This window comes from Veillonella atypica (assembly GCF_041431435.1).
Classification (GTDB): Bacteria; Bacillota; Negativicutes; order Veillonellales; family Veillonellaceae; genus Veillonella; species Veillonella atypica.
This window is the reverse complement of sequence record NZ_JAPVXV010000004.1, coordinates 1-21,707: the sequence shown is the minus strand read 5'-3', so window position 1 is coordinate 21,707 and position 21,707 is coordinate 1. Positions and strand designations below refer to the sequence as shown.

Below are 21,707 nucleotides of genomic sequence, written 5' to 3'. Positions count from 1 at the left end.
TTGTTTACCTATACAAGTAAAATTGATGAAATATAAAATGAGTGTTAAAATGATAAATAAACGTATGTATTTAAGGAGGGAGATATGAAGTTAAGACGTTTGTTAATACTGAGTTGTATTGGATTTATTGGGACTATAGGAGCATCTCAGGCCATTGAGGTTAACATCCCTGGAGCTCGCCCAGATATTGCGAAGGAAGCATATCAAGAATACCGCCTTCCTGAGGACGTTGCTAAACGAATTGATGCCTATCAGGAAATGCAAGTAAAAAAAATGGTGCAACGTCTACCAAATTATAATAATGAAAAATTAGCTGATGATATTTATTTGTCACAAGAATTGACTAGAGCGATTCATCATTCTAGAAGTGTATATATTATTACAGATAATGGAGCAGATGTTAAGTTTACAGGGCCTAAAGAAAGTATAATTGGGTGGTCTATTGATCCTAAATATTTCTCTCAGTATCCTATTAAGAATGGTGGCATAACTATATCGGGAGTAGCTGATTTTGGTTATGAAACGAGACCTCAACCAAGTGGATCTAAGTGGGAAGATACAAATATAGAGTATGCAGATGTAAATCAATCTATTATACAGGATATTGTAAAAAAGAGTTTAGAAAAAGAAAAGACTGTACCTCGCTTTATTGATGGCGGTGTATTCACATATCCTGGTATTGAAAAAGCAACGTGGGATGTAATAGGCCTTGATGATCATTATGTAGTGGGGACAATCAATTTTACATTACCAAAAACACCTACTATTTCTTATCATATTGGTCAATCTCTAAATAAAGATATTATAAAAAATCATATTAAAGATGATACACAACAATCGATCTCTTATACAATGGGGCCATTGGCCAATTTTGTGTTGCCTTCTATTAAGCCTGCTAGCGATGTATTAACATATACTGATCCAGTTAAAATGGGACCTTATACCTTTAGGGTATTAAAAAATAGTAAATTCAAGGAACATGAGGTCATAGGTCAAGCTGAATATGATGTGTATCTTTCAGGACGTATCAAAGCCGTACTAGGTAAGCAACCATTGATCAAAGGTGTTAGTGTTGAAAAACAAAATATTTTATATAGTTACTTAAGTATGGTTGTTAATAATCATGGTTTACAAGGTCATAAACGATTACAGTATGCCACAGTTTGGAACAATGGTGTTCCAGCTTTATACTTTGAAGCTAATAAAGAAAATACAACACTATTTGGAATGGTATTGTATGATAATCAATATGTCTATACATATTATTTATACAAACCTGATGATGTTCATGTAAGTAACTATAAGTTGCGAGATGTGATTCAATATGTAGCTGCTAAATATAGTAAATCTTGGAATGATAAGGCTTTTGCAGGGGTTGGTTTTTCGCCATCTAGATTACAATTTATGGAAATACGTCAGAATAATAAAAATGTTGGTAATGATAAAACATTAAGTACCAGTAAAGAGTAATGTAATAGTTGATGTAAATCATAACCACCCGTAGAACGGGTGGTTTGCTCTGACCCTATAAGGGTCTTTCTCTAGTGGTGGCCCTCTAAAGAGGGCTTTGAATGATCTGACAACCACTCTATTACCACTGGCGGCCCCCTACTCGGGGGCTTTTATTTTGCCTATTTTACCGGCTCACCCGTAAACGGGTCGGTATATTCTTTAAAGTTTAATGTATCTTGTGCTATATCTTCTTGTAATTGATTGCGAATATACTCTTTTATCGCTCCTTCGTATCTTCCCACTGTATCCACATAATATCCTCTACACCAGAAATGTCTATTTCCATACTTATATTTTAAATTTGCGTGTTTATCGAATATCATGAGGCTACTTTTGCTTTTTAAATATCCCATAAAACTTGATACACTTAAATGTGGTGGAATAGTTACTAACATATGAATATGATCCGGACAGCATTCTGCCTCTATAATCTCTACATTTTTTCTATTACATAAATCTCTTAAAATTTTACCTACATCAGCTTTTATCCGACCATAAATTATTTGTCTTCTATACTTTGGTGCAAAAACAATATGATATTTACATCTCCATTTACTATGTGATAAGCTTTTTACGTCATTCATTGACATTGAACCTCCTATGTTGAAATGTTGTGGTTGCCAGACCAACTTCATTTTACCACTAGGAGGTTCTTTCCTTTTCTCTAAGAATTTTTTACCGACCCCCAGTTTAACTGGGGGTTTAGTCATGCCTATTCGGCGTACAAATAAAAGAGGTTTAACACGTATGCGTTAAACCTCTTTTGTTATGCTTATCTAAAAAATCTACCAATAAGTGGCATGCTAGCCCCATCATTTTTATTAAGTCCTTTTAAAAGAACCATGATAATGACGTAGAGTAATAAGCCTTCGATACCTGTGAGTATGAAGTTAACCCACATTGGTAAGATATCTGTTAAGTAGTGGTAACTCATAAAGATGAGTATACCCATGACACCGGCACTGACCACGTTTTTCCATAGAAGGGAAATATCGAGGAAGTAGCCAGTGTATTTTTTGATGTAAATCAAATTGAGTAACGCTGCAAAGCCAATATCAGCAACGGTTGCCCAGGCAGCACCACCGATGCCGAGCCAAGGGATGGCAGTCAATGTCCAGTTAAGGATAACCTTGATGATAAGGGAAATACCCATGTTGATAACTGGAATGCGTGGCTTATTAAGGCCTTGTAAAATCCCTGTTGTAACTTGGTGTACACCGAGGAAGAAGATAGAGAACGCTGTGATTTGTGTTGCCAGTTCTGCCTTAGGTGCATTGTAAATTAACGTAACAGTTGGTGCCGCAAGTACATATAATAGTACCGTAAATGGTACGGTTGCCATAAATGTTAAGCGCATAGAACCAGCAGTGCGTTCGTAAATACCTTCATGATCTCGCTTAGCAAAAGCATGAGAGATGGCTGGTACGATGCTCGTAGCAAGGGCCGCTGTAATAATGGTAGCCAAGTTGATGAGCGGCACTGCCATACCTGTAAGATAACCGAACAGTTCTGTTACTTCATTCATCGGGAAATTAGCGTCTAATAGGCGACGTGGTACGATGAGCAAATCAAGATTGGCCGTTAATGGTAACATGATGCTGGCTAAGGAAATCGGAATGGACAACGATAACAGTCGCGATAAAATTTCCTTGGCCGATTCGCGTGGACCATCGTAGCTTTCACCAGTACTACTAGTCTTAGGCAATTTGTAGTAATAGTACAAGAGCACGAGGAAGGCACCAAAGGCTCCGACACCAGCACCTAGGCTGGCACCGCCAGCTGCAGCAGGTAAGCCATATGGCAATAAGATGGCCGCTGCACCGAGCATGACGATAACGCGCAATAGTTGTTCTACGATTTGGCTGACCGCCGTTGGGGTCATCATTTCATAACCTTGGATGTAGCCGCGGAAACAGGAAATCCACGTTACAAAGAATACTGCCGGAGCAAGTGCGATGATTGAGTAGTAGGCACGGCTTTCAGCAATGAGACCGCTAGAGATAAGCCAATCTGCGCCAAAGTACATGGCCAAGCTGGCGATAAAGCCCGTAATGGTCAGCATTGTGAAAGAAATATTAAATACTCGTTTAGCACCACCAAAGTCGTGTAATGCTAATCGTTCTGCCGTCAAAATAGAGATGGCAATCGGCACACCTGCGCTCGAAATTTGTAATAGTAACAAATAGATAGGAAAGGCCATCTGGTAGATCCCGATGCCTTCCCCGCCCAAGATACGGGAGAGAAGAATCCAGTTGATACTACCGATGGCTTTCACTACGAAACCGGCAATGGTTAAGATTAAGGTTCCTTTTACAAATCCACTAGCCATAGATTATAGTTTGTGAGAAGAACCTAATACATCTTTAATTTTGTGAGCTACCATGCCTTTAATAGCGTCACGAGCAGGTCCTAAATATTTACGAGGGTCAAATTCGGATGGATTTTGTGCCAAGTATTCGCGTACAGATGCAGTCATAGCAAGGCGAAGGTCTGTATCGATGTTGATTTTGCAAACCGCCATTTGCGCTGCTTTGCGAAGCATTTCTTCAGGTACGCCTTGTGCGCCAGGGATATTGCCACCAAATTCGTTACATTTTGCTACGAATTCAGGCAATACGGAGGAAGCACCATGCAGTACGATAGGGAAGTTAGGCAATAATTTACCAACCTTTTCCAAACGTTCAAAGTCGAGGTATGGTGTGCCTTTGAATTTGTAAGCACCATGGCTTGTACCGATAGCGATAGCCAAGGAATCAACACCTGTTAATGCTACGAATTCAGCAGCTTGTTCAGGGTCTGTGAAGCGAGCGTCTGCATCGGATACGTTAACGTCATCTTCGACACCAGCTAAACGACCAAGTTCTGCTTCTACTACAACACCGTGCGCATGAGCGTATTCAACAACTTGTTTTGTAATTTTTACGTTTTCGTCAAAATCGTGATGAGAAGCGTCGATCATAACGGATGTGAAGCCGCCGTCTACGCAATCTTTACAGATTTCAAAAGAATCACCGTGGTCAAGGTGAAGAGCGATTGGTAAATTGCTATCTTCCAATGCTGCTTCTACTAGTTTTACAAGATAAATATGTTTAGCATATTTGCGAGCACCTGCAGATACTTGCAAAATAAGAGGGGATTGTTCCTCTTTTGCTGCATCGACGATACCTTGTACGATTTCCATATTGTTAACGTTAAAAGCACCTACTGCGTAGCCGCCTTCATAAGCTTTTTTGAACATTTCCGTAGTCGTTACTAATGGCATGTTGTCCTCCTTGGCTTTATAGCCGATTGTATGTATTTTGAAAGTATTGTCATCAACTTATGATGATACATATCTATTCATTGTTAGTATATCAAGAAACGATATAAAGCACCACAATTTTATAAGGTTTTCTAGATGAATCTGTTAGAGATATAGCAAATCTTTCATATCCGTTGGCATAGGGGCCCGTAGTTCTATATACTCCTGTGTCATAGGATGGGTGAAAGCTAGGTAGCCAGCGTGCAATGCTTGACGATGGATATGATCTAAATGACCGCCATATAAATCATCACCAGCTAAAGGAAAACCTAAATGGGATAGGTGTACACGAATTTGATGGGTTCGGCCCGTATGCAATACACATTGCACATGAGTCAGAACCTGTTGCGTGCTCAAATTTTTATCCATTTGTACCGGTTGGGAAACAATGTGGCGTGCCAATACCGTCACATCAGTACGAGCCGGTTTGCCAATTGATGTGCAACATCGTTCAATGATGCTACCTGCTTTACGCCCGATGGGCCATTTAATTGTTAGCGATTGGCTTGGCAGAGTGCCTTCAACGATGGCGTCATAAACCTTTTTAAATTTTGTACGTTGCTTATCAAAGGCGTGTTGTACTATCGATGTTTTTGCGATGATGACGATGCCCGATGTATCCTTATCGAGGCGATGGACGGGGTGAAAGTCATGAGCTTGTTCGGTTTCGTCATAATAATAGAGAACGCCGTTTGCCAATGTTCCATCTCGCATCGTTGACGTAGGGTGCATAAGAACACCGGCGGCTTTATTTACAGCGAGGATGTGTTCGTCTTCGTATACGATTTCCAGATTCATTGGAGTGTGTGAAAATTCTTGTTCAGGTGCTAATTTCATAAGTAGATGATCTCCGCCATGAACAAGGGTATCCCATGTAGCCGATTGTCCGTTAATGGTGATGATTCCATTATTTTTTAGACGTCGTCGCATGCGTTGTGAAATATGCTGTTGTTTTATGATATGATTCATTGATTGCGTGTGTATATTAGCATCTACAATCAAGTCGATTATGGTTGCTGTTTTCATAGGTCCTATTATAGCAAAAAAATAATGGATGAAGAATTTTTCATAATTTATTGTATATATAAAGGGCTATATAGTATAATTTATATTAATAATTATTTATATATTTTTTATATGTATAGACCTTTGAGTAATAAGAGGAGAGATTTATGAAACTCAACAAGAAATCTTTATTAGTCGCATGTGTGTTGGTGGCTATGTCTACGAGTGCTTTTGCAGCATCCACTACAACATCTACTAGTACCACAACTGTAACAAATACAGATACACCAACATCTACTAGTACGCGTGTAACACGTGAGCAACATAGTACATCCGCATCTTCTACTACGTGGAAATCGGAGGAAACTCATAGAACTACATCGACAAGTACTAGCGTAGGTGTAATGACACCTCAAAAACTAGAAGAACGTAGTGCCATGGCAGGATACATTGCTGCCGATGTATCTGATGTATTAAACCCATATCGCGATGTACCAAAATCTTTGAAGTCTGGTAAAGGGATGACTTTCAAAAATGATGAAGTTCTTGAACATGGTTTGCTAGCATCTATGAAACAAGGCGGTAAATGGGGGATTATTCGTCCAGATGGAACCGTAGCAATCGAACCTAAATATAAAGAAATTCGCGATGTTGACTATAAGACTGGTAATGTATTAGCTCAAGTAGATAAGAAAACAGAAACTTGGGTAACACCTAAAGGTGTGGAAATTTCCGAAGAAGAAGCTTTAAAAGACCGTATTAAACAAGAAGTTACACAAGAGTATGCAAGTGATGGCTTTGTAGAATTTAAACAAAAAGGAAAATACGGTTTTAAAACAGCAGATGATAAGGTTGTAATTGAACCGCAATTCCGTCAAGTGTTAACTGGTTTTAGTGAAGATCGTGCATTTGTTAAAAATGCAAAAGGTAAAATTGTAGCTATTGATGGTACTGGTAAAGAGTTATTCGTTGCACCTTCTAAAGAGATATATGGCTATCGTAATGGCCTTGCTGAATATCGTCGTTCCGTAAGTGGTTTTAACCTAGGTGGTCTAGTAGGTGGCTTTATCGTTGGTGGCATTGTAGGTGGTGCTCTCTTGGGCGGTCATCATTATCATGTAGGCGGCTTTGTATATGATGGTGCAAAACGTGGTTATATTGACCGTAATGGCAATATTGTGATTGACAGTAAAAAAGATAAAGTATGGCCTATGACATCTTATGGAACTGTAATCAAAGACTCTGGTAAATTATGCTTTGTTAATCGTAAAGGCGAAATCGTTATTCAACCTGGTGATTACGATGCAGGTGAAATGGATAAGTTTAACGGTTTGTTGGCATTAAAAGATAATAGCAGTGATAAATGGGGTGTCTTTGATGTTTCAACTGGTAAACAAGTGGTATCCTTCAAATATGATTCCATCTCCTTTGCTGGTACAGATCGTTTAGTAGTAGTGAAAGATCATGTTAAAAATCTTATCAATATGTCTACGGGGAAATCATTATATTCTGCTCAAACAGAAGCGACTATTGAGCCATTTAACAGTGATACTGTAACATGGGTTCATACAGGTAAAGACGCATATACTATTATCGATAATGATGGTCATGTATTATTTAGAGATACTAATAATAGTATAGAAGATGTGAAGTCTTTTAATCATGGCTTTAGCTCTGTTAAGTCCAAAGGAAAATGGGGCGTTATGAATGCTAAAGGTGAATGGGTTGTACAACCTACTTATGAGGCTGTAAATATCCTATAACCCGAACTTTTGCTTAATAAGCGGATTACTTATTCTACAGCTTGTAGGACAGAGGACCGTTTATATTGATTACATATAAAAAATAAATCAAGGAGTAAATAGCAATGTATGAATGTATCGTACATTGCTATTTTTATATAATGAATAGTTATAATCTAAATTCTGAAATTCCTAGTAAATATTGATAATTTACGATATAATTATATAGATGTATTCCATTCAATGAATACGTGGATGATGATGAAAATAATGCGTGAACCCCATGCCCAACGGGTTCAGGTGTAGGAGGTATAAAATGGCTAAAGATTGTTCCTTTGACGTTGTATCCGAAGTGGATATGCAAGAGGTAGATAATGCGGTAAACCAAGCGAAGAAAGAGATTGGTACGCGTTATGATTTCCGCGGTTCTAAAGCTGAAATTAGCCTTGACGGTGATACCATTAAAATCATCGGTGATGACGAATATAAATTGAACGCTATTATCGATGTATTAAAAGGCAAAATGGTTAAACGTAATGTAGCGGTTAAGAACCTTGATTTTGGTAAGATTGAGCCTGCTGCTGGTGCCACTGTACGCCAAGTGATTACTATTAAAAAAGGCATTACAAAAGAAAATGCTAAAGAAGTAGTAAAGGCAATCAAAAATATGAAGCTTAAGGTACAAGCGTCTATCCAAGAGGATCAAGTGCGCGTATCTGGCAAGGATAAAGATGATTTGCAAGCGGTTATTCAGATGTTAAAACAATTGGATGTACCGGTTGAATTGCAATTCGTTAACTTCCGTTCCTAATTATATAAGCATAAGAGATAGGGTTAGATTGATTCCAGAGAATCGCTAACCCTATCGGTGTAGGAGGCGCTATGAGAGTAGAGGACATGAAGGGTGGTTATACGACCGGTTCATGTGCTACGGCAGGCATGAAAGCAGGTTTATTGGCCCTCTTAGAACACGATATTGTGGACAAGGTTGTCATTGAGAATCCGCAAGGTCAATTCATTGAGGTACCTATTAAATCTGTGGAAATCATATCCGAAACAGAGGCAAAGGCGACTGTGATGAAGGATGGCGGTGACGATCCAGATGTGACCCATGGCAATGATGTGGAAACGACGGTAACCCTTGATGACACAGGCAAGCTACGTTTTCGAGCTGGCTTTGGTGTCGGTACGGTTACAAAACCCGGTCTTGCCATGCCCCCTGGACAACCGGCCATTAATCCGGGCCCTAGAGCGATGATGAAACTCGTATTTGAAGAGTTTTGTACGCAAGGTCAAGGTGTGACGGTAACAGTAAGCGTTCCTAATGGTAAGGTGTTGGCTAAGAAGACGTTGAACCATACGCTGGGTATCGAAGGTGGTATTTCCATTATCGGTACAACGGGTATCGTTAAGCCGATGAGTGAAGAAGGGTTTAAGAATTCTCTTGTGCCTCAGTTAAAGGTAATGAAAGCCAATGGCTGCGAAACAGCGGTTCTCGTACCGGGGCGTATCGGTCAAGATTTAGCGGAACAAGTGCTCGGTATCCATAAGAACCAAATGGCTGAAACGAGTAACTTTATCGGATTTATGCTTGAACAAGCTGTTCATATTGGCTTTAAACGAATCTTGATCATCGGTCATATCGGTAAGCTCATTAAGCTTGCTAGCGGAAGTTTCCATACCCATAATCGCATGAGCGATGGTCGCATGGAAAGTATTGTGGCCTATGCAGCTCTTGAAGGAGCATCCCAAGCGGTGTGTGAAGAGTTATTTAATTGCCAAACTACAGAATCTACCTTCCCTATCTTAGAGCGAGAAGGCCTAACTGGTGTATATCAACGTGTAGTAGACCGCGCATCTATGCGCAGTGAACGATATATTGCCAATGAGGCTGAGGTAGGTATTATTATTACCACATTAAAGGGTGAGATTTTGGCTATGGATAAGCATGCAAAAGAAATAGGAGAGCTAGAACATTGGCACATACCTTGTATATCGTAGGCATTGGCCCGGGCAATCCTGAGTATGTGGTGCCTAAAGGCCTTAATTTAATTAAACATGCTACCGTTTTGGTAGGTAGTGAACGCTCCTTGGAGGATTTTAAGGAACCCGGACAGATTACGTATCCTGTAACGGGGAAACTAAGTTGGTTATCCGAACAAATCGAGCGTGAACTTCACGACCATGATGTTGTGGTTATGGTCAGCGGTGATACGGGCTACTATAGCTTGTTACCGTATTTGAAAAAGAAATTTCCTACCACACGCATTGAAGTGGTGCCAGGCATTAGTTCCATGACATTTGCCTTTGCACGCCTTAACGAAGTGTGGCATGATGCGGATTTAATGAGCTTTCACGGACGCCAACCAGCGTCTGAAAGACTCGTATATGAAGCGGGAAAAAAGATGGGGTTCTTAACGGATCCTGAATATAATCCAGCGCATATTGCGCGTATTTTAATAGATGCAGGTTGGCCAAAAGAAACGAGAGCTGCAGCCCTTGAGCGATTGAGTTATGACGATGAGAAAATCGTAGACTCCACGCTAGAGGTTCTTACAGAACTCAAAGGATTTGGTCATTCTGTAATGGTGGTACTAGGATGAGACATTTTTTTGGAATTCCTGATGAGGAATTTATACGCGGTGACGTGCCGATGACGAAATGCGAGATTCGTAAAGCCGTTATGAATGAGGCACGTATCGAAGAAGATAGCATCGTTCTTGATGTGGGGGCTGGTACGGGTTCGATTTCTATTGAAGCTGCCTTAGCGGCACCTAAAGGTCATGTATATGCTATCGAACGTTTTGATAAAGGCATTGAGTTGATTCATGAAAATATGAAGAAATTCAATGTAAATAATATGACTGTTATAAAATCCAAAGCTCCGGAGGGTATGGAAGATTTACCTGAGCTTGATGTGGTTATTATCGGCGGTAGTGCTGGTGGTATGACGGGCATTATGGATGAAGTACAACGGTTGTTAAAGGTAGGCGGTCGCCTTGTTGTAACGGCGGTAACGATGGAAACGGGTTATACCATTTTAAAAGAGTTGAAAGGTCGTCCTTTCACATACGAAGGGTACCAAATGTCCATTAGCCGCTATCGTAAGGCTGGTCCATATCATTTGTTGGACCCATTGAGTCCAATTTTTATTGTATCTGCAACGCGTATCGCAGAAGGAGAGTAATATGGTTGACGTACATATTGTAGGCGCAGGCCCTGGGGATCCAGAGCTTATTACGCGAAAAGGGTATCGTTTAGTGCAAGAGGCCGACGTTGTCATCTATGCCGGTTCCTTGGTAAACCCTGCTATTTTAGAGGCTTGTAAACCAGGTTGTGAAATTCATAACAGTGCCACTATGAACCTTGATGAGGTATTGGCTGTTATGAAAGCTGCCGTGGCAGATGGCAAAAAGGTTGTCCGTTTACATACCGGTGACCCCGCTATTTATGGTGCTATTCAAGAACAAATGGATGCCTTGGCTGGCATGGGTATTACCTATGAAGTGGTGCCTGGCGTAAGTTCGTTCCTTGCTACTGCAGCAGCATTAAAACAAGAGTATACATTGCCAAATGTATCTCAAACCGTCATTATTACGCGCATGGAAGGCCGTACACCAATGCCTCCAAAGGAAAAATTGCGCATGTTGGCGGCTCATGAAGCGACCATGTGTATCTTCCTTAGCGTTCAAATGCTAGATAAGGTAGTAGCTGAACTCATCGAAGGCGGTTATGATAAAACAACACCTGTAGCTATCGTAGTGAAAGCTTCTTGGCCAGACCAACGCATTATCCGCGGTACATTGGAAACCATTGCGGATATCGTAGCTGAAGAAGGCGTATTACGCCAAGCTATGATCGTTGTTAGTCATGTACTAGACAGCGAATACGAATTATCTAAGCTTTACGATAAGGGCTTTGCCCATATGTATCGTAGTGCTAAGGACTAGTGTGATGAAAGAACTAGAATCTGATTCACCTATGACAGGAGCAAAGAAGAATAGAACCGCTATTCTTTCTGTGTCTGAGCGTGGTGCTAGGCTGGGGCAACGCATCAAATCTTTGGTGGCCCCTCATGCGGATTGTTATGAAAAGGAAAACCGTCCCTCTGGTGGTGAGGCTATCTATTTTGATTCTCTCAAACATCACATAGGACAGATTTTCAAAGATTACGATCAAGTGTTATGCATTATGGCACTCGGTATTGTAGTACGCATGATTGCACCGTATATTGAACATAAATCCAAGGATCCTGCCATCGTTGTAATGGATGAGGCCGGTCATCATGTCATCAGTTTATTATCCGGTCACCTTGGGGGCGCCAACGAATGGACGCAGTCCATTTCGCTGGCCATCGATGCGGACCCAGTTATTACAACGGCGACGGATGTTAATGGATTGCCAGCGCCTGACGTGTTGGCGCGCCACGAGCATCTGTTGGTCGACGATTTTCACACATTAGTGGATGTTAATTCTGCTGTTGTGGCTGGTGAAAGCGTCAACTACTACATCGATGAAACCTTAGTCGATGCTAATCGGTTACGCGATGCTGCTGCATTACATATCGGTACGCATGGCACTGTTCAGGTGGTAGATGTATTTACATTGCCTGAGACTGATGGTGTTCGTCGCGTAGTGATAACAGATAAGATGATTTGTGAGTATCCAGAGCAACTCATCTTACGCCCTCGTACGTATACGATGGGGATTGGTTGTCGCCGAGATACGCCAAAGGAGCTCATACTGGATGCCATTACACAATCTCTACAGACGCATAAGCTTTCACCAAAAAGCATAGTCACAGCTGCATCGGTTATCGTGAAACAAGATGAAGTGGGCCTATTAGAGGCCGTAAACGAATTAGGGTGGTCTATCCATTTCTACACACAAGAAGAGATAGCACCTGTTATAGAAGAACAGGATTTAAAAGAATCCACATTTGTAAAAGGAACAATAGGAGTAGGAAACGTATGCGAGACAACAGCATTACTAGCGGCCAAGAGCCAAACATTAATACAGCACAAAACGGTGTATCCCAAAACAACGGTAGCCATTGCACAGGTAACATCAAAGTAATCGGCATTGGACCTGGGGACGCTGAATTTATGACACCGCAAGCACGGGAAGCGATTTTAGCGGCAGATCGTGTAGTCGGTTATTTAACATATCTTGATTTGATTAAAGACCTTATCGCAGGTAAACAAACGGTAGGTACAGCGATGATGCAAGAAGTGGATCGTTGCCAACAAGCCGTTGATTTGGCTGTAGAAGGTCACCAAGTAGTAGTTGTATCCTCTGGTGACTCCGGCGTGTACGGCATGGCTGGCCTTGTATTGGAATTGGCTAATAAAGTATCAGCAGACAAACGCCCTTCCGTGGATATCGTTCCAGGTCTTAGTGCTGTCAACGTAGCAGCATCTGTATTGGGTGCACCTTTGATGCATGACTTTGCCGTTATTTCCCTTAGCGATTTGATGACACCTTGGGATCTAATTAAAAAACGTGCTGACCTCTGCGCACAAGGGGATATGGTTATTTCCTTGTATAATCCACGCAGTAAAAAACGCGTAACTCATTTAGATGAAGTGCGAGAAATCGTTCTTAAATACCGCGACCCTAAAACACCTGTTGGCATCGTGCAAAAAGCAGGTCGTCCAGGTCAACATATGGTAATTTCTGATCTTGAAAACTTCACAAAAGAAGAAGTAGATATGCAAACACTTGTTATCATTGGTAACAGCCAAACTTATGTTGAAAATGGTCGCATGATTACACCTCGAGGCTATAAATTATGATTTGGGTCATTGCTGGTACCTTGGATGGTCGAACCTTAGCGGTAGATATCCAAGAACGAACCGGTGAAGAGGTTCTCGTGACGGTAGTGAGCCAATATGGGGCGGAATTGGCAGCTCATGAAGGCATTACAGTTCATACAGGCCGTCTTGACCAAGAGGCTATGCAACAGTTGATTAAGGAGCATAATGTGCGCCTACTCATCGATGCAAGCCATCCGTATGCGGCTATTGTGACCGCAACGGCTCAAGATGCAGCTAAGGCGGTGGGTATCCCTTTTGTTCGGTTTGAACGAAAAGAGGTACCATTGCCAGACTATGATAAGTTGCATATCGTAGTGGATGAAACAGAAGCAGCTAATTTAGCCGGCAAATTGGCAAAGGAAAATAACAATCATGTATATTTGACTACTGGTAGTAAGACGATGCACATCTTTGCTAAATCTGAAGCGTTACAAGACTGTGAAGTGTGGACACGTATTTTGCCAACTGCTGAGGTGTTGCAAATGATGGAAGACCTCAATGTGAGTCCTAAACGTATCGTTGCCGTACAAGGTCCATTTTCTTACGATATGAATCGTATTATGTTCCACGATACAAAGGCGAGCGTTGTGGTTATGAAAAACTCTGGCCTCGTAGGTGGTGCTGATACGAAATTACAGGCTGCCATCGACCTTGGCATCCACGTTATTGTTATCGATCGTCCACGGGTGAAACTAGAATGCCCTGTGGTATCATCGAATGATGAATTTTTCAAATTATGGGAGGACACTAATGGATTACGTTAAAAATCCTAAAGCCATTGAAGATAAAAGTATGGAAATCATTTACGATTATGTAAAGGATTTAGGTTTAACCGATGATGAAGTACGCGTTGTATCTCGTACAGTTCACGCATCTGGTGACGTTGAATATGCTCAACTCGTAAAAATGAGCCCTGATGCTGTTCAAAAAGGTATAGAAGCATTAGACAATGGTGCAGATATTTACACTGACGTAGAAATGGTTCGCACAGGTATTTCTAAACCGGCTCTTAAACTTCGTGGTAATGAAGTACATTGCTTAATCAAAGATGAAAATGTAGCTAAAATGGCTAAAGAATTGGGCGTAACACGTTCTATCGCTGCTATGCGCACATTTGGCAAACAATTAGAAGGCCAAATCGTTGCTATCGGTAATGCACCAACTGCATTGTACGAAGTATTGCGCCTTGCTCTTGAAGAAGGTATTAAACCAGCTCTTATCATCGGTATTCCTGTAGGCTTTGTTGGCGCTGCTGAATCTAAAGATTATTTGATGGAAGTATCCCCAGTTCCTTATATCACTGTAAAAGGTAACAAGGGCGGTAGCCCAATTGCAGCATCCGTATGTAATGCATTGCTTTACACAGATGTAAAACGCAACGATATGCTCTTCGTAGAAGGCAAAGAATCTAAATAATAAGTAACCCGAATCGTTGCATACTGCTGGCGATTCGGGTTTTACTGTATCTATTATGAGGTTTATATGTATAATACGGGTGCTGATAGTACCATGTATTGGTGAAAGGAGAGGTTACTGTGGACTCTCTGAATGAACGAAAACTATTTCGTATATCAGTTATTATTGTCTTGGTTATTGCTGTCATAGCTAGCATGATTATCTCACTGATTTGGGGCTCCACACCGGTGTCACTATCGGAGATTTGGCACACATTGTGGGCTAGTGAGCTAACAGATACAGCATCGCAAATCATTTGGAATATTAGGTTGCCTCGTAATATTGTTGCTGCATTAGTTGGTGCTTGTTTAGCTGTATCGGGTGCCATTTTACAGGCGGTTATGAAGAACCCTTTGGCAGATCCTCAAATCGTTGGCGTTTCCTCCGGTGCTGGACTTGCCGGTGTTATTATATTTATTCTTTTCCCTGGCTATGATCATATTGTGCCTCTCGTCGCCTTTATAGGTGCTATGGCTGCGGCGTTGATGGTATATGCTCTTGCTTGGAAGAATGGTGTACGCCCAAGCCGTATCATCTTGGCTGGTGTTGCGGTGGCTGCTTTTTTAGGCTCTGGTATTTCTGCACTACTTGTATTCTATGGAGATCGTGTGCAAGGAGCCTTACTTTGGATGGTAGGGGGCTTGGCTGCACGCAGTTGGCCTCAAGTAGAGGTTCTGTTCCCATACGCGTTAGTCGGTCTTATTTTTGCCTGTTTAGGTGCCAAACGTCTTACTATTTTAAGTTTAGGTGATGAAACAGCAAAGGGGCTAGGCCTTAAGGTAGAACAAACGCGGTTTATTATGACTGCTGTTGCGGCTCTATTAGCAGCAGGTGCCGTTAGTATTGCGGGCTTAATCGGTTTCGTAGGCCTCGTTATACCGCATATGTTACGACTTATCATCGGTAATGATTATGCGTATTTACTTCCCGGCTCTGCATTATTAGGGGCACTCGTCCTCGTTGTTAGTGATACGGTAGGGCGTGTTATGTGGAGTCCAATTGAGGTACCGGTTGGCATTATCATGGCATTCTTTGGGGCGCCATTCTTCTTATATCTATTGAGGAGGGATAACTAATGAATACGGCTATTGATGTAAATCAGTTATCCGTCACTCTCGGAAATCGTCATATTTTACATGATATTAATGTATCTGTCCCTACTGGTAAAATAACGACTTTAATCGGGCCTAATGGTTGTGGTAAAAGTACACTCTTACGGTCTATGATTGGATATATTCATAGTCCTCGTGAATGTGTGACTATTTTAGGTAAACCATTACAGTCGTATTCACAAAATGAATTGGCACGTCAAATGGCGTTTCTGCCACAGGTGCCTAATATGCCAAAGGATATGACCGTAGAAGAATTGGTATATTGTGGACGCTATCCATACCAAATGTGGTGGAAGAATACGGCCAAAGAGGACCGAGAAATCGTTGACTATGCATTAGGAATTACAAAAACGAATCATTTACGGAATCAATTAATTCCATCTTTATCTGGTGGTGAACGGCAACGGGTATGGATTGCTATGGCCTTAGCACAACAACCCAAATTATTAGTGTTAGACGAACCAACAACATACTTAGATATTAACCATCAACTAGAAATCATGGAATTGTTAAAACGATTAAACGATGAACAAGGGTTAACCGTATTGATGGTACTCCATGAATTGACGCAAGCCGTACAATATTCTCATTATATGGCTATTATAAAAGATGGTCATTTAGTGACAGCTGGAGACACGAAAGAAATCGTATCGGATGAACTATTTAGAGATGTATTCTCTGTAGATGTACAAATCGATACCTTTGATGATAAACAATATGTACGCGTAAAAGGTTTAGTTGAGTAGATAGCTAGACTAATAGTGAAAGAGGGCATTCCCGAAATGGGGAATGCCCTCTTTAGTATGTTAGGATATGTTAAAATGTAACATCAATGCCATATGCTTCTTTCACTAAATGAGCCATAGCCTCAGGTGTTTGTAGACCTGGGTTAAGTAGGAATAGTTTAGATGGTAAGTAGATGACACGGTTGTTTTGTACAGCCTTAAGATTAGCCCATGCAGGATTATCTGTCATAGCTTTCTTCATGGCCTTTGTAATTTCTTCTTCTTTACCCATGGTAACGACGAAGATAATGTCAGGGTTATCAGCGGTTAATGTTTCAAGAGAATACGGTACCGTTTTATCTTTGGTTGTACCATCTAGGTGAGATGTTACAACATTTGTCATACCTAATTCTTTGACCATAGATGCAGTTACCGCTTCGTCGGTTTCGGCTGTCACACCTTTACCGGTAGCACGCAATACGGCAATACGTGCAGGTTGTTGGTTTTTAATGGCATCCTTAACCTTTTGAATATTACTTTCATAGGTGGCAATAACGGATTTAGCCTTATCTTGATGGTTTGTTAACTCTCCAAGGAATGTTAGCATTGGCACATTATCCTTGATACCATCGTAATTGAAAAGTACGGCTGGAATATTGTTAGATTGTAATTGGGATTCATATTTTTTATGTTGGTTTTCCAAACCCAATACCACATCTGGTTTTAAACCTAACAATTGTTCCATATTGATGTTAGCCGTTTGACCTAATGCAGGTAATGCTTCTAATTCTGGCGCTAGTTTATCTGTCGTGCTAGCTCGGGAAATTGCCTTTCCATCTACTGCGTATAGCATGGACAATACAGAATTTGAAAGAACGGCGATGCGTTGTGGATCCTTTGGTACAGTATAGGTTTCACCATTAAAGGTAAGTTCCTTCGTAGTAGCAGAAGAGCTGGATGTGGACTTACCACACCCAGCTATTGCTAGTACGATCATGACCAAAGCAAGACTACAGAGTAGTAGTTTTTTCATGATGTACTCCTATGTACGTTATATAACGATACTAGTTAAATTGTAGATTGATTATTTTTGTAATGCGTCCCAAGATTCGTTAGCACGTTCAACGAATAAGTTACGGATGTTAGGATTTTCACCTAAGCCATGGATGTAAGTGTCAACTTTGAAACCTTCTTTTTCAAGAATGGATTTATGGGATTCTGGTTCTGCACCAGCCATGTCATTATTTGCATGGTCGCCAGCTACCATCATGAATGGCATCAATGTAACGTGTTTAATACCATGTAATTTCAATTGAGGGATAACTTGTTCAAGATTTGGAGTACCTTCTACAGTGTAAATAAATACATTTTTCATACCAAGAGTATGGATACGGTCTTGAATTACAGAATAGTAAGCATTGGAAGGATCTGGAGTACCATGAGCCATGATAAGAAGACCGTCTTCTTTGCCTAATTTAGGGAATTGAGATTGAACAGCTCTTAATGTTTCAATAACTTGGTCAGTTTGGTTTTCTTGACCCATCCAGTACATAAGAGATGTACCAAGTGTCATTTTTTTGAAATTATCTTTGTACAAATTATATACTGCTGCATCGTAGTTGTATTCCATACCAGGAATTACATCAAGGGATGCTAATGCAACGCGAGTGTAACCGTCTTTTTTAAGTTCAGCCAATGCTTCTTCAGGAGTTGGGTAAGTAATACCTTCTTTTTGTTGGATACGATCACGAATAATATGGCTTGTGAAAGCTGTAATTACTTTTGTGTTTGGATGAGCTGCTTTAATAGCATCTACAGTTGCATCGATTGTTTTCGCACGAGTATCTTTATAAGTTGTACCAAAGCTCATAACAACCATAGCATCTTTGTTTGGCAAGTTTTGTAAAGCTTCAGTATTGTGTGTACGAACACCGATTGCAGAAGCTTCTTTTAATGCTGGAGTAGCGTCTTTTACTTCAGAATTTAATTGGTATGCAGCGTGACCAAGCACAGGAGCGCCAAATGTTAATGCGAAAGCCGCTAATGCAGCAGAAACCGTTAATGCTTGTTTTTTTACACTAAACATAAGTGAATCACCTCATTAAACAACATCATCTGACTATGCAGACATAACTATAATCTATAAATCAATCGTAGCAACCTAGGGGATGGATGTCAATAAACCCCATACCTGTACACGTATAAATAATACGACTGTTTTTTATAAAAAATCATAATAAATGAGGAATAATCTTATGTTTTATAGAAATATTCTTATTGGTTATGACGGTATAATTATAAGTAATTCAATATTTATGATAGGATTTATCATTCTGTTTTGTTAAAATGATTAATTGTATAAGATTTTAAATTAATAGAGAGGATTTTATTTTCTGTGGAGAGACAATTATTAAGATTTTTAAATGACCAACGTTTTCGATGGGTTTCATCGTTAATTTTACTGCTCGGATTCTTTATAGGTAGTTTGCAAGATGTTAATTATGAGTTCTCTATAGCAGTTTTAGAAGGTATGTTTCCTGCATTTTTATATGCTTGTATTTTCTTAATACCTGTATATAGAAGAAGAAAACTGTATAAGCTTATATATAATCGAGCATTAAGAATATGTGGATCAAAAAGAAAAGTATTTTTATATATTCTATTAGGACTGCATGGTAAATTACTGGGAATCAATATAGCCCATAAAAATAAGTTCAAATGGGCAGTCATCATATTTGCTTATATTATTTTTGTGGGGTGGTCGATACAAAGTGAGATGCCATTTGTTTTAAAATTACTAGTTATACTTATAGCGACATATAGATTTGTGGTTGCTATAAACTCGTAAAGAGAAAGAAGTCTGTTGGAGCATAGTGAGATATTTGCACCTTTCTGATCATAAGGAGTCGTAAATAATGATAAAGAGTAATTTTACTAATGAGGCTATTTACTCTAAATACTTTCAATCCTAAGATTATTAAAGTTACTATTGATTAAGGCTGGAAGGATATTACAAAATATGATCTTGAAAGATATTATAAGCAGAAAGACAATAAATGATGAGTTGTTTTTGTTAAAAACTAACATTAAATCTTTAATTTTATCATGGCGAATTACTCGTATTCCTTACTTGCTTTCTATAATATTAGTATATTTTTCTTATATTGCTATGCCAGGACTAACATTTAACTCCTTACCAGAATATGAAGAGAGTGTAGTGTCTTTGATTGGATATGCTAATTTAGGAATATCATTACTAATTTTTTCTGTATTAGCAATTAGACGAATTCTAGATGTTAATCAAAAATGGATTTCAGGATTTGTTATAGTAGCCGGTATATATACGTTGTATACTAATTATTTAAATTATTCACCACCTATATTAGCGGTATCATATACTGAGGATTCATTGATTACAAGTATGTCAGTTAATTTAAACATATGGGTAGTAGGGTTATTAATATTATCTTTGTTTCCTAGTAATGAATGCGATAATGACTATGGCTTATCAAATTGTATTGAAAAGGTTGGCTCTAATCTTATAAGAATTGAGTTTGGCGGATTTGAACAATTTTTAGATGAGTTTTCCTTATATAAAATCGTACCGATTTTTAAAAAGGTTTTGTCGTTGGACTTATTTAACTGGCGGGGGCGTATATCAAGAGGTGAATTGGTATATTATTATATGGTATATCAAATTATGGTTCTGTTACTTGTAATATTAATTTATTCAATAGGGACTATTTTATCTAAAATATCATTAGAACATATATTTTTGATTTTTATTGTGTCTATTTTTTTGATTTGGTGCTTTATATACGTATTAAGAGTATTAATTCAGCGATTACATGATTCTTATAGTAGTGCATTTTGGGTATTTGGTTTATTTATACCTTATGTAAATGTTTATGTAATATATTTATTACTAGTAAAAGGATCCTGGCAATATATAGAATCTTCAAAATAATTATATGATAATATTTCTAATTGACTTTCATGCATCAATCTTGTATGATTAGTACATGGTAGTTGATAACAATTTTCATTTATGAAAATTGTTTCATATATATGGGTATATGGAGGTCACATATGAAAGGTATAATCATTGCATCCTTTGGATCAATTTATAAAGAAGCAGTGGAATCATCCATTGGCACTATAGAGTCTAAAGTTCGTTCCTTATACAGAGATGTAGAGGTACGACGTGTATTTTTGTCTGATGCATTAGTGGAAAAGTGGAATGAAAAATATGATGATACGATTGCTTCTTTCACCGACGTCATGCAAGAATTTAGTCGCAAGGGAATTGATGAGGTATATATACAACCGATTACTCTCGTAGCGGATCAATGCTATCAACAAATGCGTAAGCAAGCACTTAAGTTCTTACATAGCAGTGAATATAATTTCTCTCAAGTTAATATCGGTAAACCCTTATTAACATCGTTAGGTGTTAAAAATTACGCTGATGATTATGAAGCTACATTAGATGGCATCATGCGTCATATAAATACTAAGTCTCTTAATAAATCCGTTTTATTGATGGCAAATGGTCAAAATCAATTGGAATTCTCCACATTACAATTGAAAGCTATGTATGGTTCTGCTCCTAATGTAGCTGTATTTACCACAAATGGTTTCCCTACATTTAAGCAGGCCTTAACATTGGTAGATAGAATGGGTCATAAAGATGTACTCGTTGTACCATTGGCTTTGATTGGTTCTACTCATTTAATGGATTATCTTGGCGGTGATCGTTCCGATTCTATTTATGCACTTTTGACAGAACAAGGGTACAACGTAGATATTTGGAATGAAGGACTAGGTGAAAATCCATATGTACAAGATTTATTCTTGAAACATTTAGGTCAAGCGATTCGTATGTCTGATAGAAAACGTAGCTCTCAACGCGAATCATATCAAACTGTTATTCGACCTTCCCGTATAGAAGCACAAGGAATGATTTCTTAATTACTTCTGGTAAGGTTGTATATAAACTCTCTCATAAATACACACTATCTTCAAAAAGCATCCACCTT

22 protein-coding genes are annotated in these 21,707 nt (G+C 39.3%); 16 read left to right on the top strand and 6 right to left on the bottom strand.

Annotated features, from left to right (window positions below):
• The first annotated feature begins 84 nt into the window (after window positions 1–84).
• Window positions 85–1,470, top strand: a complete 1,386-nt coding sequence (locus tag O3598_RS05710; RefSeq protein WP_119982122.1) for a hypothetical protein — start codon at window positions 85–87, stop codon at window positions 1,468–1,470.
• Window positions 1,471–1,631: 161 nt separating this feature from the next.
• On the opposite strand, the gene tnpA is transcribed toward O3598_RS05710, so the two are convergent.
• From tnpA to O3598_RS05690, 4 genes are all read right to left on the bottom strand, one after another.
• On the bottom strand, window positions 1,632–2,096 hold the full coding sequence (gene tnpA / locus O3598_RS05705) for an IS200/IS605 family transposase (protein WP_005375295.1): 465 nt from the start codon (window positions 2,094–2,096) through the stop codon (window positions 1,632–1,634).
• A 188-nt stretch (window positions 2,097–2,284) separates the two neighbouring features.
• A complete protein-coding gene (locus O3598_RS05700) occupies window positions 2,285–3,841 on the bottom strand; it encodes a putative polysaccharide biosynthesis protein (protein WP_119982765.1) in 1,557 nt (518 codons plus the stop codon).
• Between the two features lie 3 nt (window positions 3,842–3,844).
• Window positions 3,845–4,774, bottom strand: coding sequence for a class II fructose-1,6-bisphosphate aldolase (gene fba, locus O3598_RS05695; RefSeq protein ID WP_005379166.1), 930 nt, complete (start codon window positions 4,772–4,774; stop codon window positions 3,845–3,847).
• A 144-nt stretch (window positions 4,775–4,918) separates the two neighbouring features.
• Window positions 4,919–5,839 carry an RluA family pseudouridine synthase gene (locus O3598_RS05690; protein WP_119982764.1) on the bottom strand — a complete coding sequence of 307 codons (921 nt, stop codon included), beginning with the start codon at window positions 5,837–5,839 and terminating at the stop codon, window positions 4,919–4,921.
• Between the two features lie 146 nt (window positions 5,840–5,985).
• Between O3598_RS05690 and O3598_RS05685 the strand changes: the two genes are divergently transcribed.
• The 12 genes from O3598_RS05685 (at window position 5,986) to O3598_RS05630 (ending at window position 16,689) form a co-directional block, all read left to right on the top strand.
• Window positions 5,986–7,581, top strand: coding sequence for a WG repeat-containing protein (locus O3598_RS05685; RefSeq protein WP_119982763.1), 1,596 nt, complete (start codon window positions 5,986–5,988; stop codon window positions 7,579–7,581).
• Window positions 7,582–7,876: 295 nt separating this feature from the next.
• Complete coding sequence (locus tag O3598_RS05680; RefSeq protein ID WP_005376039.1) at window positions 7,877–8,371, top strand: YajQ family cyclic di-GMP-binding protein; 495 nt, start codon at window positions 7,877–7,879, stop codon at window positions 8,369–8,371.
• A 71-nt stretch (window positions 8,372–8,442) separates the two neighbouring features.
• Window positions 8,443–9,561 (top strand): cobalt-precorrin-5B (C(1))-methyltransferase CbiD, encoded by a 1,119-nt coding sequence (gene cbiD, locus O3598_RS05675; RefSeq protein WP_005379239.1) that lies wholly within the window; start codon window positions 8,443–8,445, stop codon window positions 9,559–9,561.
• Window positions 9,537–10,163 (top strand): precorrin-6y C5,15-methyltransferase (decarboxylating) subunit CbiE, encoded by a 627-nt coding sequence (gene cbiE, locus O3598_RS05670; protein ID WP_119982762.1) that lies wholly within the window; start codon window positions 9,537–9,539, stop codon window positions 10,161–10,163. The genes cbiD and cbiE overlap by 25 nt, the downstream gene beginning before the upstream one ends.
• Complete coding sequence (gene cbiT, locus O3598_RS05665) at window positions 10,160–10,747, top strand: precorrin-6Y C5,15-methyltransferase (decarboxylating) subunit CbiT (RefSeq protein WP_371452103.1); 588 nt, start codon at window positions 10,160–10,162, stop codon at window positions 10,745–10,747. The genes cbiE and cbiT overlap by 4 nt, the downstream gene beginning before the upstream one ends.
• A gap of 1 nt (window position 10,748) precedes the next feature.
• Window positions 10,749–11,510 (top strand): precorrin-4 C(11)-methyltransferase, encoded by a 762-nt coding sequence (gene cobM / locus O3598_RS05660; protein ID WP_005376252.1) that lies wholly within the window; start codon window positions 10,749–10,751, stop codon window positions 11,508–11,510.
• A gap of 4 nt (window positions 11,511–11,514) precedes the next feature.
• The gene (locus O3598_RS05655) at window positions 11,515–12,636 is read left to right on the top strand and encodes a cobalt-precorrin 5A hydrolase (RefSeq protein ID WP_371452102.1); all 1,122 of its coding nucleotides are present in this window, start codon (window positions 11,515–11,517) and stop codon (window positions 12,634–12,636) included.
• Between the two features lie 29 nt (window positions 12,637–12,665).
• Window positions 12,666–13,355: a precorrin-3B C(17)-methyltransferase gene (gene cobJ / locus O3598_RS05650; protein WP_016475726.1), complete on the top strand. Its 690-nt coding sequence runs from the start codon at window positions 12,666–12,668 to the stop codon at window positions 13,353–13,355.
• Window positions 13,352–14,140: a precorrin-6A reductase gene (cobK, locus tag O3598_RS05645; protein WP_005379186.1), complete on the top strand. Its 789-nt coding sequence runs from the start codon at window positions 13,352–13,354 to the stop codon at window positions 14,138–14,140. Before cobJ ends, cobK begins: the two co-directional genes overlap by 4 nt.
• Window positions 14,127–14,792 (top strand): precorrin-8X methylmutase, encoded by a 666-nt coding sequence (locus O3598_RS05640; protein WP_005376263.1) that lies wholly within the window; start codon window positions 14,127–14,129, stop codon window positions 14,790–14,792. The genes cobK and O3598_RS05640 overlap by 14 nt, the downstream gene beginning before the upstream one ends.
• Window positions 14,793–14,911: 119 nt before the next feature.
• On the top strand, window positions 14,912–15,907 hold the full coding sequence (locus O3598_RS05635; protein ID WP_005379268.1) for a FecCD family ABC transporter permease: 996 nt from the start codon (window positions 14,912–14,914) through the stop codon (window positions 15,905–15,907).
• A complete protein-coding gene (locus O3598_RS05630) occupies window positions 15,907–16,689 on the top strand; it encodes an ABC transporter ATP-binding protein (protein ID WP_016475724.1) in 783 nt (260 codons plus the stop codon). The genes O3598_RS05635 and O3598_RS05630 overlap by 1 nt, the downstream gene beginning before the upstream one ends.
• A 70-nt stretch (window positions 16,690–16,759) precedes the next feature.
• Here O3598_RS05630 and O3598_RS05625 read toward each other — a convergent pair whose 3' ends face one another.
• Entirely contained in the window at window positions 16,760–17,701 is a 942-nt protein-coding gene (locus O3598_RS05625) for an ABC transporter substrate-binding protein (RefSeq protein ID WP_119982759.1), read from the bottom strand.
• A gap of 51 nt (window positions 17,702–17,752) precedes the next feature.
• Window positions 17,753–18,754, bottom strand: a complete 1,002-nt coding sequence (locus tag O3598_RS05620; RefSeq protein WP_371452100.1) for a sirohydrochlorin cobaltochelatase — start codon at window positions 18,752–18,754, stop codon at window positions 17,753–17,755.
• 309 nt (window positions 18,755–19,063) lie between these two features.
• Between O3598_RS05620 and O3598_RS05615 the strand changes: the two genes are divergently transcribed.
• The 3 genes from O3598_RS05615 to O3598_RS05605 all read left to right on the top strand — a co-directional run bounded on the left by O3598_RS05615 (window position 19,064) and on the right by O3598_RS05605 (window position 21,639).
• On the top strand, window positions 19,064–19,516 hold the full coding sequence (locus O3598_RS05615; protein WP_119982757.1) for a hypothetical protein: 453 nt from the start codon (window positions 19,064–19,066) through the stop codon (window positions 19,514–19,516).
• Window positions 19,517–19,687: 171 nt separating this feature from the next.
• Complete coding sequence (locus O3598_RS05610; RefSeq protein ID WP_119982756.1) at window positions 19,688–20,635, top strand: DUF805 domain-containing protein; 948 nt, start codon at window positions 19,688–19,690, stop codon at window positions 20,633–20,635.
• A gap of 122 nt (window positions 20,636–20,757) precedes the next feature.
• On the top strand, window positions 20,758–21,639 hold the full coding sequence (locus O3598_RS05605) for a sirohydrochlorin cobaltochelatase (protein WP_119982755.1): 882 nt from the start codon (window positions 20,758–20,760) through the stop codon (window positions 21,637–21,639).
• Window positions 21,640–21,707 lie beyond the last annotated feature (68 nt).